Annotated in this window: 10 protein-coding genes; 5 read left to right on the top strand and 5 right to left on the bottom strand. The window is 55.8% G+C overall.

Annotated features, from left to right (window positions below):
• The first annotated feature begins 33 nt into the window (after positions 1-33).
• Together Fuma_RS31040 and Fuma_RS31035 are read left to right on the top strand one after the other, a co-directional pair.
• Positions 34-3,039, top strand: a complete 3,006-nt coding sequence (locus Fuma_RS31040) for a PSD1 and planctomycete cytochrome C domain-containing protein (RefSeq protein WP_077027535.1) — start codon at positions 34-36, stop codon at positions 3,037-3,039.
• A gap of 39 nt (positions 3,040-3,078) precedes the next feature.
• A complete protein-coding gene (locus Fuma_RS31035; protein ID WP_077027534.1) occupies positions 3,079-4,500 on the top strand; it encodes a DUF1501 domain-containing protein in 1,422 nt (473 codons plus the stop codon).
• Between the two features lie 45 nt (positions 4,501-4,545).
• Here Fuma_RS31035 and Fuma_RS31030 read toward each other — a convergent pair whose 3' ends face one another.
• Both Fuma_RS31030 and Fuma_RS31025 read right to left on the bottom strand, forming a co-directional pair.
• Positions 4,546-6,684 carry a HEAT repeat domain-containing protein gene (locus tag Fuma_RS31030; RefSeq protein ID WP_077027533.1) on the bottom strand — a complete coding sequence of 713 codons (2,139 nt, stop codon included), beginning with the start codon at positions 6,682-6,684 and terminating at the stop codon, positions 4,546-4,548.
• Positions 6,685-6,775: 91 nt separating this feature from the next.
• The gene (locus tag Fuma_RS31025; protein ID WP_077027532.1) at positions 6,776-8,071 is read right to left on the bottom strand and encodes a Gfo/Idh/MocA family protein; all 1,296 of its coding nucleotides are present in this window, start codon (positions 8,069-8,071) and stop codon (positions 6,776-6,778) included.
• Positions 8,072-8,371: 300 nt separating this feature from the next.
• Between Fuma_RS31025 and Fuma_RS31020 the strand changes: the two genes are divergently transcribed.
• The 3 genes from Fuma_RS31020 to Fuma_RS31010 all read left to right on the top strand — a co-directional run bounded on the left by Fuma_RS31020 (position 8,372) and on the right by Fuma_RS31010 (position 11,621).
• Positions 8,372-9,130: a creatininase family protein gene (locus Fuma_RS31020; RefSeq protein WP_077027531.1), complete on the top strand. Its 759-nt coding sequence runs from the start codon at positions 8,372-8,374 to the stop codon at positions 9,128-9,130.
• Positions 9,131-9,181: 51 nt separating this feature from the next.
• Positions 9,182-10,459 carry a hypothetical protein gene (locus tag Fuma_RS31015; protein WP_077027530.1) on the top strand — a complete coding sequence of 426 codons (1,278 nt, stop codon included), beginning with the start codon at positions 9,182-9,184 and terminating at the stop codon, positions 10,457-10,459.
• A gap of 106 nt (positions 10,460-10,565) precedes the next feature.
• Entirely contained in the window at positions 10,566-11,621 is a 1,056-nt protein-coding gene (locus Fuma_RS31010) for a prenyltransferase/squalene oxidase repeat-containing protein (protein WP_077027529.1), read from the top strand.
• 743 nt (positions 11,622-12,364) lie between these two features.
• On the opposite strand, the gene Fuma_RS31000 is transcribed toward Fuma_RS31010, so the two are convergent.
• The 3 genes from Fuma_RS31000 to Fuma_RS30990 all read right to left on the bottom strand — a co-directional run bounded on the left by Fuma_RS31000 (position 12,365) and on the right by Fuma_RS30990 (position 17,748).
• Positions 12,365-15,403: a PVC-type heme-binding CxxCH protein gene (locus tag Fuma_RS31000; RefSeq protein ID WP_077027527.1), complete on the bottom strand. Its 3,039-nt coding sequence runs from the start codon at positions 15,401-15,403 to the stop codon at positions 12,365-12,367.
• Positions 15,404-15,530: 127 nt separating this feature from the next.
• A complete protein-coding gene (locus Fuma_RS30995; protein WP_083732453.1) occupies positions 15,531-16,628 on the bottom strand; it encodes a serine hydrolase domain-containing protein in 1,098 nt (365 codons plus the stop codon).
• Between the two features lie 61 nt (positions 16,629-16,689).
• Positions 16,690-17,748 (bottom strand): alpha/beta hydrolase, encoded by a 1,059-nt coding sequence (locus Fuma_RS30990; RefSeq protein ID WP_099091837.1) that lies wholly within the window; start codon positions 17,746-17,748, stop codon positions 16,690-16,692.
• Positions 17,749-18,041 lie beyond the last annotated feature (293 nt).

Genomic DNA, 18,041 nt, shown 5'->3' with positions numbered 1-18,041 from the left:
TGTAATACGCTTCTTCAAGACGGTGGAAATGCTGTGAGTCCATCCTGCCGAATCCTTTTCTGCATAGCCGCATTTTCACTGCTGCTGCTGAGCCGAAACTCGCCTGCACAGGAGGCTGCGACGACCACGGCGGGCAATCTTTTCTTCACGGAAAAGATTGAACCGATTTTGAAACGGTATTGCTTCGAATGCCATTCTCATGAATCCGATAGCATGAGCGGTGGCCTGACGCTGGATTCCCGGAACGGTTGGACAACGGGAGGCGACCACGGGCCGGCTATTGTTCCGAAGAAGCCGGACGAAAGTCTGCTGATCCAGGCGGTGCGTCGCGACAGTGAAGAGTTACAGATGCCTCCCGGTGAAAGGCTGTCGCAGGAAACCGTCGCACTGTTGGTCGAATGGGTCAAACGAGGGGCCGTCGATCCTCGCAAGCCGGTGACGCCAGGTAAATCGCCCGGCGCCCCACTCGATTGGTGGTCATTGCGTCCGTTGGTTCGTCCGGAAGTCCCGTCACTGAATGGCCAAAACAAACCGGGAAACCCCATCGACGCGTTTGTGCAGCACAAGCTGCAATCAGCGGAACTGACTCCAACGAATCCTGCAGATCGTCGAACGCTCATCCGTCGCGCCTACTTCGATCTACACGGATTGCCGCCGACACCAGACAATGTTAAAGCGTTTGCCGATGATGCGGCCCCTGGAGCATGGGAAAAAATCATCGACGGCCTTTTGAATTCACCACGGTACGGGGAACGGTGGGCTCGCCACTGGCTGGACACCGTTCACTTCGCCGACACACACGGCTGCGAACACGATGTGTTTCGGCCGAACGCCTGGCGCTATCGCGACTATGTCATTGACAGCTTCAACCATGACACACCGTGGCCCCGTTTTATTCGTGAACAACTTGCCGCGGATCACTTCTTTCCGAAACAAACCAATCTCACTCCGGCGTTGGGATTCATTGCAGCCGGGCCGCTGGAACTCAGCCGCGCCAGCACGGCACCTGTGACGTTCGACTATCTCGACCGCGACGACATGGTGACCCAAACGATGGCCGCATTCGCCAGCACGACAGCCAATTGCGCACGCTGTCACGATCACAAGTTCGATCCGATCACCCAGGAAGACTATTACTCGCTGCAGGCGGTATTTGCTGGCATCGGCAAAGGCGACATCGAATTTGACGCTTCCCCGGAAATCGCAGCCCAACGTCAACACTGGACCGCGTTGATCGATCGGGCCGATCGAGGTGAGCTATCCAACGACAAGTCCAAAGAAATTGCAAACCTCGCGAAAAGCTGGGAAGCATCTGCTGCCGAACAACCCGCCTTGTGGACGACGCTTTGCCCCACTGTGTTTGTATCGTCAGGTGGCGCCACATTAAAACGCCTTGATGATGATTCACTGCTGGCAACTGGTCATCGACCGGATACCGACACGTATACCATCAGCGCACCGCTGGCTTTAAATTCTCTAACGGCCCTTCGCCTTGAAGTCCTGCCCGACGAAAGTCTTCCGGCAAAAGGTCCGGGCCGTTGTGACAATGGCAATCTTCATTTGAACGAAGTGGAAATCTATCTGAACGACAACGAATCGCGCCGACTGAACATTCGCAGTGCGGTGGCCGATTGGGACCAGGAAGGCTGGACGATCGACCATTCGCTGGATTCCAACGTGAAGACCGCATGGGGAATTTATCCGAAAGTGGGCGAAGCTCATCACGCCGTGTTTGAGCTCGAAGAGGCAGCAAAGCTGAAAGCGGACAGTCAGGTTACCGTGGTGTTAAAGCAACTGCACGGAGGATCCCACCTGATTGGTCGCTGCCGAATGTATGCGACCGATGCGGACGGAGCTGCCGCGAAAGTTGTACCCCAAGCCGTTGCCGCAGCGATGAAGGTCCCAAAATCCGAACGGACTCCCGAACAACACAACGCGGTGCTGTCTTTTGCAGTGAAGTCGGTTGCTGAACAAAGGCTGAAGGCACTGCCGCCACAATCATCCGTCTATGCGGCTTCGCCGTGGTATTCCCGATCAACGAAACTCACACAGCCGATGACTCCCCAAGTGGTCCGCGTGCTGAATCGAGGAAGCATTGACCAGCCGGGAGAGGTCGCTTCGCCGGGCTCTCTGTCGGCCATCCCAACGCTGCCGGGCCGGTTCGAGCTGTCCGACGCTCAAAACGAATCGTTTCGGCGAGCGGCATTGGCCGACTGGCTGGCAGCTCGCGAAAATCCGTTAACGCGGCGAAGCGTCGTGAATCGCGTGTGGGCGAAACACTTCGGTCGCGGCATCTGCGACACGCTCAACGACTTCGGACGCATGGGCGGCGAACCGTCTCACCCGCAACTTCTTGACTGGCTCGCGGTGTGGTTTCGCGATGACGCTAACGGTTCTGTGAAAGAACTGCATCGTTTAATCATGACGTCGCAGACCTATCAGCGGAGTTGCCAGTTACATGAAAAGGCAGGACACCGCGATCCAAACAATCGATTGCTCTGGCGAATGAATCGACATTCCCTGGACGCTGAATCGTTTCGCGATGCAGTGCTGCAGATTTCCGGGCGTATCGATTTAACGATGTACGGCCCCGGAATTCAGCAATTCACGCAGTCGAAAGGAGCTCAGGCCACCCCGGAACTGGACTATGACGCCTTTGACTGGACGTCTGAGGTGGCTGCTCGACGCAATATTTACCGCGTTGTCTGGCGAGGCATCGCGGATCCGTTTATGGAGTCACTCGATTTTCCGGACCTTGGCCTTCTTGCCCCGAAACGCAGCCATTCTGTTTCAGCCCTGCAAGCGTTGGCCACGTTTAACAACGATTTCGTACTCCACCACAGTGAAGTGTTGGCAAATAAACTATCAGCGAAATTTTCAACGAGTCGCGATCAAATTCGCGAGGCGTGCCGGTTGGTCTACCTGCGAGAGCCTCGATCAGGTGAACGCGAAATGTTACTCACATACACAAACAAGCACGGACTCGCCGCCACGTGTCGGCTTCTGTTCAACAGTAACGAGTTCATGTTTGTGGATTGATCTCCATCTCCGCTCTTCAGCAACGAATGCCCGAACACCATGCAACACCCGCGACGGCAGTTTCTATGGAACATCGGTGGCGGATTCGGTGGTCTCGCCGCCGCGCAGATGCTTGCTCAGGATGCCGTGTCAGCGCAGAGTGTTCAGCCGACACAGGAATTCAACGGAGGCCTGCATCACCCGGCCAAGGTAAAGCGAATTATTCAACTGTTCATGACAGGCGGCGCCAGCCCCATGGACACGTTTGACTACAAACCCGAACTGGAACGCCTGCACGGGCAGAAACTCGGCCCCAAAGAAAAGCCCGAAGGTTTCACTGCACCAGCGGGCGCCATTATGAAGAGTCCGTTTGCGTTCAAGCAACATGGCGAATGCGGCCAATGGGTCAGCAGCGTGTTTCCGCATCAGGCCGAAGTCGTGGACGAGATGGCCTTTTTGATGGCCATGCAATCGAAGACAAACGTACACGGCCCCGCGACGTATATGATGAATTCGGGATTCGTGCTGCCCGGCTTTCCATCGATGGGAGCGTGGATTTCATACGGCCTGGGAAATCTCACCGACAACCTGCCCACGTTCGTTGTGCTACCCGATGCGAAGGGGCTGCCGTACAACCAAAAAGGACCGTTTTCATCCGGCTTCCTGCCCGCCGTGCACCAGGGCACCGTCATTCAAGCCAACGGTGATAAGACAGTGCGTGACCTCTTCCCGGATCCAAAACACGCATTTGCAACTCGCGAAGCTGACGCTGAGGGGTTCGAACTGCTCAATAAGCTGAACACCGAACACGCTGCGATCAACCCCGATGATTCTCAGCTGGAATCGCGCATTCGATCTTATGAACTTGCCGCAAAGCTGCAGTTGTCTGCGCCGGAAGCTTTCGACACGAACAAAGAAACAGCGGAAACTCACAAAGCATACGGCACCGATAATCCGGTTACCGAAGACTTTGCGCGACGCTGCCTGTTGGCTCGACGCCTTGTGGAGCGAGGAACTCGTTTCGTCCAGGTGTGGAGCGGTCCGCAGGGAGCCACCGGTAACTGGGACAATCACGGCAGCATTCCCAAAGAACTTCCCCCCATCGCGGCTTCCGTCGATCAACCAATCGCCGCACTACTGCGAGATCTGAAAGCTCGCGGGTTATTCGAAGACACGCTGCTAATCTGGACCACCGAATTTGGTCGCACTCCGTTTGCTCAGGGAGGTGACGGGCGAGACCACAACGGCGGCTCCTTCGTCACATGGCTGGCCGGAGCTGGAATCAAAGCCGGCACCAGCTACGGCCAAAGCGACGACTGGGGCTACAAGGCCGAAGAAGGTAAAACGTACTGCTACGATTTCCACGCAACCGTCTTACATCTATTGGGCATCGACCACAAACGCCTGACCTTTCGGCAAAGCGGGATCGATCGCCGATTAACCGATGTCCACGGACACGTTGTAAAGGAGATTCTTTCGTAAACTGGTTCGACACAGCGTCCAACGATGATGCCCGCCGTCAACCGATTACGATTTCGGCACAGGTAGCACGATCAAAGCGTTCTCCGGGAACGACGCCGTCCCCTTTTTCCCGTCCATGCGATACTCAATCTTCAGCTGCTTCACCACGCCAGATGCCGGGTCGCCTCCAAAGCTGTCGTTGTAACTCTTGTGGGTCAGCGTAATGAGCGGAAGGTCTCCCGCAAGTTTGCGGATTGCGTCAGTAACATCCTTCTGCCGATTTCCGGCCCCATATGTCGCACTGATGATTTCAAGCTTCACCTTTTCCAAACCGACACCACTCATCAGCTTAGACACATCGACGCCCTTGGCCTCCAGTTTCTGACCAATCACCAAAGCAGCAGCGGAAGCATCAGTCTTCAGGCTCGGCAACTGTCGGCTCATTCTGGTCGCCAACTCCAACCCATCAATACTCGGATGCAACTTCAGCACGTCAAGAACGAGTTTGCGTTCAGACGTTCGATTGGTTCCCGTCACCGCGTTCTCGCACATCTTCGCTCTTTGCTTTTCCGGCATTGCAAACTTCCGAGCGAGGCCGATGTAGCCGCGAAGTGCGCGCACGCGGTACTTTTCGGCCGGTGCGTTCTTCGACAGGTCCAGCAAAACAGGTGCGGCTTCCACGCCGTTCCATTTGCCCAGAAGTCGACTGGCGGCGTCCTGCATAGCGTCCTCTTTATCAACAGCGGTCGACGCCAAAGTTGCCAACGCCGTTTTGCCGCCGACGTTGCTGATGATTTCCAGCAATTTCACTTTCGCAACCAACGGTGCGGAACCGAGTGCTTTCGCGAGCTCACTGGCGCACGCTTCTCGATCAGGCATGCGGACGCTGGCAGTCTTTAGTGCCAGTTCCGCGACGTCCGCGTCTTCTGAATGTGACGGACGGACGACCTGCGAAACCAAAATTGGCAATCTCTGCAGCGAAACGATTTCGCCCAAAGCCTCAAAACCCGCTTGCCGCACAGACGCGTCAGAATGTTCGAGGGCCTTTTCCACCTCAGCCACTTCAGAAACGATTCGACGCTGAGCCACCAACTGCAGTAGCAGCTTGTAACGCTCGCCGGAAGCCGTCGGCAGCTTAACTCCGATTTCCCCGTCGACACTTTCTCCCGGCAGAACAGCCAGTGTCTCCTTCGCAGCGTTCGCCAGTTCCTCATCATCATTCAGCGCGATCTTCAGCAGCAATTCCAGGCACGAATCATCACCGATGCGTTGCAGAGCATCGATGGCAGACAGGCGTACAACGTTGTTTCCGTTTTCTGCAGCCTGCAAAACAACAGTCAGATCGACCGTGTCGACACGATCCGACATCGCCTGAATGATCAAGGCGGCTCGCGCTGGAGCAGCCTGGCTAAATGACTTCGCCAGCACCTTGTCGATTTCTGCTCCTGGAAATTCACGAACCGTCCCCAATGCCAATTGAAACAGACTCTTGTTGTCCGAATTCAGTGTCTCCATCAGCAAAGGAATCCCGTCCTGCTGTCGAGCCAAAATGGCCCCTCGAGTCGCTTCGATAACTCGCTGCAACGGCACATCGGCAGCGCGCACTTCGTCAAAGATTTCCACGGCATCCGATAACTCACCAGCATTGTGCGCCCGCTCAGCACACAACACGCAACCTTCGGCAACAGCAGATCGAACTTCTTCCGGCGCGCCTGCCAACGCCGTTCGCAGGGTCAGAGTTGCGGCCGCGTTTCCGATTTTTCCCAAAGCAACAGCCGCCGCCGAAGCGACTTGAGCGTCAGAATCCTTCAATCGTTGAGCCAGAAGATCAACCGCGTCAGCGTCGCCGCGCACACCGATGGAATTGATCATGCCGATCAGTAGCCGACCGTTTAAAGAACCGGCTGCCGTTCGCAGTGCAGCGTCAGATTCTGAACCGGGAATGGCTTCCAGGGCGATTCGAGCCCACGATGAAAGCCGTTCGTGTGGCAATAGTTTGGCCAGATCGGCCACGGCCGCCGCCGATCCATAGATCGCCAGGCTCTTACAGGCCAACGCCTTTTCCGAATCTGCAACATCAGATCGAAGTACGGCCAAAAATTCAGCTTCCTTCGCAGGCGCTTCATCGGCCTGCGCCGAATTTACGGCAACGACCGAAGCAACGATGAAGACAATTAGCAGGGTTGAATATTGAATCTTGTTCATTGTGTATTCCTATGACGGCGCAGGGGCCTGGCCCCTGAGTTTGTTGAGATGGATGGATCACGAAGCACGCGGGTCTAACCGAAATTCGCGATTACAGCCGCCACGGTTCTCGCAATGCTTCTGATCTCAGACGATTCGCCGCCTCATCATTCACGAAGGAATTTGTCGCGTTGTCAAAGTTCACCGTACGATCCAGCGTCAGCGCGATGTTCGCGGCGTGGCAGGCAATGTGGGCGTTGCAGGCGGCCTGAGCATTCCCTCTGGGCTGCCGACGCGTCTTCACACAATCAAGGAAGTCACGAACATGGAAGGTCGCGGGATAGCCGCCGATTTCTTCCACGTCACGACCGGCCAGCAGTTCCGGCGAACTTAACACCATCTTGCCGCTGTCTCCGGCTTCCACCCAGCCAGTTTCTCCTTCGAATCGCACGGGGCAGGAACCCAGTGGAATCCATCCCTTTTCGCGGAAGATCAGCTCCGTGCCGTTTTCATACCGAGCCATCAATTCTCCGTTCTTCGGAGCGTTGTACTCCACGGGAGGCAAACAATCGTCGACGGCCCACTGGCAAAGATCGACACAGTGCGACCCCCATTCCAGCACTCCGCCACCGTTGAACGCGCCAACAAAACCGCCCCCCTTTTCGAAGTTAAAACCGTCCAGCAATTTGGGGTTGTATGGACGCCATGCCGCAGGCCCAAGATACATGTCCCAGTCGACGACATCCGGGTCGGGTGCGGTTTCCGGCACCAGCCAGCCACTCATCAAAGCCTGCATTCCGGCAGGGTGAGCGTACACTCGTTTCAGTTTCCCGAGTTTTCCTGTGCGAGCCAATTCGCAGGCAAAGGCGAAGTGAGGAAGGTTGCGGCGCTGAGTGCCCGCCTGAAAGATGCGACCGGTACGACGCATCGTGTCTGCCAGAATTAGACTCTGGCTGATGTTTTTCGTGACCGGTTTTTCACAGTACATATCCTTACCAGCTTTGGCAGCGGTCATCGCTGCTGTGGCGTGCCAGTTCGGCCCGGTCGCAATCAGAACAGCATCGATATCGCTGCGGTCGAGAACATCGCGGAAGTCCCGATAGGTTTCACACTTCTCATTGCCGTAGTGCTTGTCGACGATCGCCTTCACTTCGCCCTGGCGTTTCTTTTTGATGTCTGCCACAGCCACAAACTGCACATCTTTTTGAGGCAGAAAGCAGCTGAGGTCATAGCCACCGCGTCGACCGATCCCAATGCCCGCCACGATCACTCGCTCGCTCGGGGCCACCGCACCATTTCGGCCAAGTACCGATGCGGGAATAAACATCGGTGCCATCGCTGCGGCACCAGTGGTCGCGGCCGTCTGAAGAAAGGAACGGCGAGTAGCCTTTGTCGCGGACTCTTGCATGGCGATCTCCGATAAGATTGACGAGGGATATTATTAACGCTCAGATCAATGTCACGTGACGGAACCAACGCCGTCTACCCAATTGTGCAAAACGAAATGCCAACCGTCGGCAAAGGTGCTGCACATCGGCAAACTTATCTTACTCTCGCCCGGTGCCATGTCACGCGTAAGACCTTTTCATAGACGCGCGTCGTGCCGGCGACAGGATTCCCCGACGCGTTTCCGGATCGGCGGAGTTGGTTTTTGCAGCGTTTCTGACATACTCGGTGACCGACAAATTCTCCAGACAAAGACATTGCCATGCATCTTGCCGAACTTAAATGGCCCGACGTTCGTGATCTCAGCCGGAACACGCCAGTCGTGATTCCCGTTGCGGCGATGGAACAGCATGGACATCACATGCCACTGTTCACGGATAGCATGCTGGCAACGGAAGTTGTGCAGCGAGCCCACGAAACGCTGGGCGACAAGATATTGGTCGCACCGCTGATGTGGCTGGGAAATTCGCATCACCACATGGACTTTCCCGGAACGGTATCTGCCGATCCCCGTTTGTATCTCGACCTATTGTGCGGCCTGGCGGACAACTTCATCACTCACGGATTCACCAGCATCGTGTTCATCAATGGGCACGGCGGAAACGACGTCCCGGGCCGCCAGGCGGTGTTTGAATTGCGACAGCGTTACCGCGACCGTTCTGATCTACTGCTGTTGTTCGGCACATACTGGCTGCTCGGCAGTGAGCCGCGAGAATTCGTTGCTGACTTGCAACAGGAAGAGATGGGGCATGCCGGGGAATGGGAAACATCAATGATGCTGTCCATCGCGCCCCATTTGGTCGGTGACTATCAGGACTGTGCCGACGTCATGCCAGGGAATCCATTCCTTCCGGCCAATCGAGGCTGGATTATGCCGGACCGTTCTAAACCGGGACACGTCGGAATCCCATCTGCGGCGACGGTCAAAAAAGGCGACGGGCTGTTAGCCTGTTTCGCAAAAGATGTCACCAGTATGCTGGACCGCGTCATCGCGTGGGACGGATCTGCGTGGGAAGGGTGAGCGGACTCAGCGCTCGCATTTACGCAAACGAATTCAAACAGGATTGAAACCATGAAACTTGATCGACGCCATTTTCTTGCCGCTGCCGCAGGCACGGCCGCCACGATGGTGACCAACCCGCTGCACGCGGTCACAACGCAGCAAAGATCAGCGAAACCCCGAGTTGCATTTTTGGGTACCGTTGTCAAAGAACACTCACACGCCCAGCATTTTCTGGATCGCCATACCCTCGGCTACACATGGAACGGCGGTTGGCAGGAACCTCGCATCGAGGTCGCTTCTGTATACGTGGATCAATTCCCGGAAGACGATCTCGCCATGGGTCGAATTGCTCGGCACAAACTGAAGCAATATCCATCTATCGCAGAAGCGCTCACTTGTGGTGGAGAAAAACTTGCCGTTGATGGAGTCGTCATTATTGGCGAACACGGCGATTACCCTTCCAACGACAAAGGGCAAAAAAGATACCCTCGCTACGATTGGTTTAAGCAGGTGGTGAAGGTTTTCGCAGACAGCGGACGCAGCGTTCCCGTCTTCAACGATAAGCACCTATCCACAAAATGGGATGAGTGCGTTGAAATGGTCGAAGACTCCAAACGCCTTGACTTCGCTTTCCTTGCCGGATCGTCGTTGCCGGTGACTCGCCGAATGCCATCCATCGACATGCCATATAACGCCGCGCTGAAGGAAAGCGTTTCCGTCGCTTATGGCGGGATTGATAGCTACGACATTCACGCACTGGAAACCGCGCAGTGCATGTCCGAACGCCGACGCGGCGGTGAAACCGGCATCAAACAGGTGCATGCATTGCGTGACGAAAAGCTCTGGGCACGGCTTAGTGAATCTGACTGTGAGACCACGCGCGAGCTAATCGTGTCCGCTTTAACACGAAGCCACAACCTTCCCGTGGAAACAGGTTTCCCCGCGGATCGCGTAACATTTGATTGGGCTCGCAACGTGTTCCCGCAGGCCGTTGGGTACATCATTGAGCACCTTGACGGCTTCCGTACCACGATGCTGCTGACCGGCATTCGTGATTTCAACTACGCGGGCATGCTCGAGAGCGGCGAGATCGTCTCGTGTCAGATGTACCTGCCGATGCCAGGACATGGTTCGACAACCGCAGACTTCTTCAACCCGCTCGCCAATCACATCGAAACGACAGTCATCGAAAAGAAAACGCCGTACCCTATTGAACGAACACTGCTGACATCCGGGATGGTGATCGGAGGAGTGGAGAGTCTTCATGCGGGTCAGGCGCCGTTCGCAACGCCGGACATGAAAGTACGATATAAGGCACCGAACAAGTCAACGTTCTGGGCCGGGTGAGCCGTTAGCCAACGGTTCTGGGCGTGTGGACTCAACATGGAACACTCAGCGTGCTCCATCGACGGTCAAAGGGCTTGAGACAGAAACCAGAACGCAGGAGCTGAGCATGTTTCGAACAGTCGCCGTCATCATTGCGAGCTTCGGCTTTTTCTGCGCCGGCGACCGTTGCCTGTTGGCCGAAGAAACACCGGACTTCTCGGCCCGCGTTCACAGTGCTGTCGAACGAGCTTTGCCGCTGCTTGAGACCGCATCGGCCGAAACCGCACGACAGCGCCGGTGCTTCACGTGTCACGGCCACGCGATGCCCGCCGTCGTGTTTGCAGAAGCCCTGAAGCACGGTTTTCACATCGACAGTGAGAACCTGAACCGACAACTCGACCACACCTACGCCCAGCTAAAGCGCTCGAGGAAACGGTTTGCTGACGGCCGGGGGACCGGCGGCCAGGTCGACACAGCCGGGTGGGCACTATGGGGGCTGGAAGCGGGCGAACGCAAAGCTGATGACATCACAGATCCAGTCGTCGACTACCTGTTGGGCAAGCAGAACGAAAACGGCATGTGGCCGTGCTCCAGCAACAGGCCTCCATCCGAAAAAAGCGACTTCGCGGCGAGCTATCTGGCCCTCCGAGTAATCGAGGCGTTTGGCCGAGACGCGCACGAACCGAGAGTGGCCGCAGCCAGGGCGAACGCGGCAAAGTGGTTCGAAAACGCTCAGCCGGAAGACACTGAAGATCGTGTGTTCCGGCTAGTTTCGCTGCCTTACGTTGGTCTGGATGATCGATCCGAGAAGCTGACCGCCGAGCTTATCGCGCAACAGCGGGCCGACGGCGGCTGGGCGCAGCTTCCGGAAATGCAAAGCGATGCCTACGCGACGGCAACCGTTCTATACGCGCTGTCCGAGGGCGGGATTCAGTCAAGCAATGCCGTGTATCGTGACGGCCTTGAGTACCTACTCAAACATCAACTGGACGACGGGTCATGGCACGTAAAGTCGCGCAGTAAACCGTTTCAAATCTACTTCGAAACCGGGTACCCGCACGGAAAGGATCAATTCATCTCCACAACCGCCGCCTGCTGGGCAACACTCGCTCTCATGCACGCGCTGCCTCAACAGGACGCCACGCCGATCGAAAAATCAGCGAGCGGCCAGCCGATTGAGTGACCAGATTCCGTTCTGTCCCGGCGGTCGATGGTCGGGTTCACAGATTTTTCGAATCACAAGTTGAAGCTACAAATGGCAGACGACGTGAGCTGATGTGTGACGATAAAATGCTACAGGAGTTGAGGACAGCTTTGCCGGACCGACGGATTGAACGCTGCCTAATTCCATCGATTACGGTCACGTAAGGCAGCCAACTGGCTCATCGCTGAACTATTGAAATCGAGCGAAACGACAGAGGCCGTTACTTATCTCTTCGTCCTGTTCCTCAGACCACGCCCAAAGAATTAAGTTCGCACCAAAGACAACACTGACACTTACAACGACGAAGACATCTCAGAGATCTGTTGAGTCCCAAGCCATCCGCTTTAAACGATTAATGACGGGCAAGCGGACCTAAGACACATTCCTTGTGCGTAGTTCAGCCTCTGCCATGAATCCACAAATCACCGGCAAACCCTTCGGGCCTTTCGGAGCATAGACGTCCAGTACCTGGCGCTCGTGCGCGTCGCCGTACGGAATGTTGCTTTTCATACTCTGAGCTTGAACAACGGACGCGAATAACGTCAGGCTAAAACAGACAAGGGTGGTTCTCATTCAGAATTGGGTTAACGTCCTTGGCTGTCCGGTGTGGGGAATGTTTCAAACAGTGTGCCAGACTTCCCCTCGAACTTGAGTCCGACACGATCGACGCCCCTCGCACAAAGGTTGGGAATCGATCGAGGAGTGGCCTGACTGCCATCATTTCACTCCGGCAGCGGCACTTGAGTCGGTGACATCAGGTAGGCGATCAGGTTTTGCACCTGCTCATCAGTCAGCACGTTCAAAAGCTTGTCTGGCATCATCGATACGGGCGACTCGATCAGCTCTTCCACTTCATCACGTTGCACAACAACCTGATCAGTCGCGGTCTGCAGTGTCAGCGTCTTTTCGGAATTCCCCACAACGACGCCGTTCAGCACGCGGCCATCTTCCAGCAGGGCGACGGTCAGCTTGAAATTCTTTGATACCGTCGCACTGGGATCGACGATGTTTTCCAACAAGTAGTTCAGGTTATTTCTTTGAGCCCCGGTGAGATCCGGCGCGATTTTTTTGCCTTCGCCAAACAGCGTGTGGCAGCTGGCACACGACTTGTTGAACAAAGCGCGTCCCGCAGAAGTGTCTGCTTTGGCAATCGTGTCCGCAGTCAGCATGGTTCTGAGTTCCGCGATGTGCGCTGTTTTCTCCTTAGATTGTTCCGCCAATTCCGGCCACATGTCGGCAACTCGTTGGCTGAGTCCGCTATTGCCGGAATTCTGCATTTGACGAAGCTGGAATGCTGACAGCTGCGAGCGGTCAATCTTTCCATCCGTGACCGCATCCAGCAGTACGCTGGCGAACTGCGGCCGCGACACAAGCGTTGTGATGGCTGCCTGTTTTGCGGTGACGTTGAAGCTGCCGAATTTTGAGACCAGCAGTTGGGGTGTTTCTTCGTGGCCGAACGCCGCCAAACCGTTGATGGCGTCTCGCGACATGTCCCGATTTCCCAGCAACGCCTGCAGCAACTTCACGACGTCTTTGTCTCGCGCAAGTACGAGTGCACGGATCGCCGCGCGGCGTTCAGACAAATCAGCACCGCCGTCGGCAGCGATTTTGCGAAGTTCGTCCAGAGCTCGACCGTCGCCGAAGACCAACGAAAGTTCGCGGTTTAGCCGGCGGACTTCCGCATTGCCGTTACTTGAGTTGGCCTTCGCAAACGTGTCCCAGCCTTTCACGGGCGTTGCTTTTCGCCAGCCTCGCAGCGCTTCCGTCATGCCGCGCAGTATGTCTGCCACGGCAGTATCATCGACGGTTTGCTGCGAAGAACGCTGCAGCAATTGTTCGATGATGGTCGGCTGCCGTTCGATTTCCAGCGTGATTCGGCGAGCAATATACTCTCGCACGATCGGCAGCTTGCTCGACAGCGCCAGTTCGATCGCCTGATCGGGATTCGCCAGCACGGCTGGTTCGACGCCGTACCACACCATGAGTGGCAGAACTCGGTCATCTGCGTATTTACCATGACTGGCCAAAGCCTGCGCGATCGGCCAGCGGTCTTCGTGTCGCAGACTTTGCAGGGCGGACGCCAGCCATGTCAGCACCAAACCGGATTCGTCGTTTTTAGCCATAGAGGCGAACTTTGGTAGAGCGGACTTTGCAAGAGACTCATCTTCCGTCAGAAAGCGAATCGCCCAGCAGAGGACGTGCTCACTGGTATCGTCGAGACTATCGAGAAGCAGTTGCTGATTGGTTCCACCAGTCGCGTTCAAAGCCCACAGCCGCCGAAGCCGACTTTGTTCTGATTCGTTCGAATGGAATTTCGTTGTCAGGTAGTCATGCGTTGTCGACATGTCCTGGCCGGCGGCCGTTCGTTCGGCCAGTTCCAGCAAACACTTGCGCGACAGCCATTCCCAATCGGATGCCACGAGTTCCGCCAGTTGCTGACTAGTGAGCTGATCTGCTGGTCCAACGTTGGGGCGATGTTTTGATGGGTCGCCTGCGACGGTCAGGCGGTAGATGCGTCCCGAGGTCCGGTGAATTCCGTCGTTCTCATGGCATTCGCCGACGTCCGACCAGTCAGCGATGAAGACTTCGCCGACTCGCCCACAGATGATTTCCACACCGCGGTACCACGGGTCCGCAACTTTCAAAAAATCGGGAGCATGCTTTGCCGTATAGGTGGCTCCGTGACGATGCAGCGTGTCTCGATTGATTCGCCGACCGTGCAGGTTCAGCGCCAGAACAGAACCGTGAAGTTCCTCAGGAAACGGTTGCCCCTGCAGAATGGTCATTCCGCAATGAGCGTGTCCGCCGCCAGCCTGATCAGTCGTTTTCGTCATGATCGTTTTGCCATCTTTGCGGATGTCGTGCCACAGCTCTTTGGTGTCCCAATGAAAATGGTCGGCCGTCTGTTCAATGATGCCGTACGTGTGCGGGTTGAAATGCTCGCCGTACATTCGGCGAAATCGAGCTCCCGGAACGACGTGCCATAGATGGCCGATCACGGTGTTGATAAAGAACATCTGACCGTTTTCGTCCCAATCCATGCCCCACGGATTGGTTGTGCCGACGCACACGACTTCGAACTTTCGGCGCGTGGGATGAAACCGCCAGATGCCGCAGTCGATTTGAGTCCGTTGATCGGCAGTCGCACCCGGAATTCCAACATTTGAAATCGCCATGATGCCGTTGCGACCGTACAGCCAACCGTCGGGCCCCCACCGCAAACCGTTCACGATCGTGTGCCGAGCGGCGTTGTCGTCCCAGCCGTCAAGCATGACAACAGGTTCACCATCAGGCACGTCGTCCTTGTTGGCGTCAGGAATGAACAACAGGTTCGGCGCGTCCAGCACCCAAACTCCGCCGTGGCCGACTTCCACACTGGTCAGACGCCGTCCCTGATCCCAGAACACCGTTCGTTTGTCGAAGCTGCCATCACCGTCCGCGTCTTCCAAAATGACGACTCGATCTCGCATCTGATCGTCGTAGTTGGTCGCACTTTCTGAGTATGTATAGTTCTCTGCGACCCACAGCCGTCCACGGTCATCGGTGGCCAGCGCGATCGGCTGATTGACATCCGGTTCTGCCGCAAACAGACTGACTTCGAAGCCTTCGGGAACCGTCATCCCGTTTAACGCATCCTGTGGAGTCGTCAGTTTGGCAGGCGATTTTTCAGTGTTGAATGGCTTTGGAAAGTCGTCCGCGGACAGCGTGGCCGCGTTAAATAGCGACAAAAATATGAGAACGAATGCGTGACGATAGATCATGGCGGGACTCGAAAAGGCGGGTGGGGAGGGCGCGAGAAATTTGGCAGACCAGTTTCAGGGATCAATAGCATAGCCAACGTCGCGACATTTTCCTTCGCGAGAAGGCAATACATCACCCGAAGAAAGATTAGCGCGTCGCTTTGAGTGCTGCGATCGTTGCTTTCAGTTTGGCCAACTGGTCGGGGGCGTCGTCGAGAGGCTGGTCGCGGAATGCGGGCAGCAGTTTATCCCACACGACATTCAGTTCGCCCTGCATGTCGCGGGTGTTGGCAGTGATGGCGATCACTGTATCGTGATCGGGCAACACAATGCAGAATTGCCCGTCTTTCCCATCGCCTCGGTAAGCGTTGTGCCGGCATCGCCAGAACTGAAAACCGTAACCCTGGTCCCAGTCCCTGGTGGGATCGCTGCCGTTCGATACCTGCTTCGAAGTTGCCTGTTCAATCCATTCGGCGGGGATCAGTTGCTTCCCGTTCCACTGGCCCTTCTGAAGATACAACTGGCCAAACTTTGCGATGTCTTCGGTGCGGAGATACAAACCGTAACCGCCAATCGAAATTCCCTGCGGGCTGGTGTCCCATTTCGGCTTCTGAATACCGAGCGGTTCGAACAAGCGCGGCGTCAGGTAGTCGAGCACTGTTTCTCCGGTGACCTTCTGCACGATTGCGGACAGCATGTACGTCGCCGGAGTATTGTAGCGAAAGTGCGTGCCCGGTTTGTGTGGCACGGGATGAGCCAGAAAAGCCTTCGCCCAATGATCAGCTTCGCGCCAATTGAGTTCATTCTGGTGACCGGCATTCATTGTCAGCAGGTCGCGGATGCGCATCGCCTTCAGGTTATTCGATGGTTTCGCCGGGGCATCTTCCGGAAAGAATTTCAGCACGCGATCGTCGATACTCAATTTTCCTTCTTCCACTGCCAATCCAACAGCGGTGGATGTGAAGCTCTTGCTAAGCGACCAAAGTACGTGCGGTTTGTCGGCAGATTCCGGAGCCCACCATGCTTCCGCCACAACGTGCCCTTGCCGCACCAGCATGAAGCTGTGCATCGAATCCACCTGCTTGTCCGCCGCTTCAATGAATTCACGAATCTGAGCTGAAGAAACTCCCTGAGCTTCCGGCGTGCTCCGCGGCAACGGATCTGATTGTGCCAACACATAAGTGGAAAGCGTCGGCATGCAGAGGACGAACTTCAGGATGTATCTTGGAACGATTTGGAGCTTCATTGGTTGAGCTTCTCTGTAGAGTGTGTTTCGCGACGGGTACTCATTCAATCGAACGTAATGATCACTTGTCGGCGTGGTACCCGCGCCACATCCAGACCAGTGTGTCGGCCAGCGTTTGTTCGAACACTTTACCGTCACAGTGTCGTGTTGCCTTGCTGAATACAAAGCGGTAGTCGTATCCCTTTGCCTTGAGTGCAGCGGCCGTTCGCTTGTTGGCCATCACCCAGTTGTGATAGGTGCTTTCGGGATCTTTCGCCCGGTTGTCGTGTTCGGATACGTGAGTAAAAATTCGCAGCGGTTTCTTGTCCGTGTTTTCGATCAGCCTCATGCTGGAGTGATATTCCCATGCACCAAGAGGATAAGTCTTTTCTTCGGCCGCGTCGTCGTCCTGCTGATCAACGAATGTTCCCGAATAGGTAATCAACCGTCGAAACAGATCGGGACGAAACCATCCCATCGTTAAGGCTGCGGCGCCTCCGGAACTGCATCCCATGGCCGCTTTGCCCCACGGATTATTGGTAAAGGCAATCTTTGGATAAGCCGTCTTAATGGCAGGATTGCTGAGCACGGCCGGCAACACTTCATCGTTGATGAAGCGGGCGAGTCGATCAGACATCGTGTCGTACTCAAGACCTCGCTGGCTACCGTAGCTGTCGTTCCCACCATTCTGAACAGCGATCGCAATAAATGCGGGCAACCTGCGATCAGCGTCTTCGGAAATCGTCAGATTGTCCAAAGCGTTTTGCACCAGCTTCAGGCGACTCGGACCGTCGTGCATCACCAAAATCGGTGCTTCGTCGCCATCCTTGTAGGCAGCCGGTATGTAAACAAAGATCTTTCGTTCTTTGCGCACCGGTTTCTTTGGGTCGAGCGTCGAATCATCGCCACGATAGATCTTGCTGTCTGCCAACGGCATCGAGAACTCAAACGACTTGCCCTTCGGGTTCCCTTTGTCAGTCAGATCCGGATCCGCACGGTAGTCCGGTCCGATCGTAAAATCCCCGTTGCCTTCAGTGCCTGGATTTTCAGAATACTCGTCGTCCGCAAAACCAAAACTGGTGGTGACAGTCGAAAGAACGCAGAAGGCGAGAACCGGAACGGTCTTTTTATGAAGGGACATCGGGCGTGCCTTGCTATGAAACAGGGGAGGGCGGTTAAAAGGGCGAGCGTCGTGTTTGTGATAAACCTAATCGATTGACCAACAATCTACACGTCTCGAGCCAGCTCCGTAAGTGTACTGAGCCATCCCAGAACCCCACGCCCCTCGTGGTTCCCGCTGCGGGCGACAGGCTGGAGTTCAGCTTGAGCGGTGGTGGGCTACGATCTAAGCCTTATGAAGTTAGGCAATGGCGGTTAGCAGGCGTTTCAAAAGGCGCACGAGTGCCGTCCAGTGAGATCGAGACACGCATCAAA

Origin of the sequence: Fuerstiella marisgermanici, from assembly GCF_001983935.1 — a bacterium.
GTDB classification, from domain to species: domain Bacteria; phylum Planctomycetota; class Planctomycetia; order Planctomycetales; family Planctomycetaceae; genus Fuerstiella; species Fuerstiella marisgermanici.
Note: the sequence above shows the minus strand (reverse complement) of the source record. Positions and strands in the feature narration are given on the sequence as shown.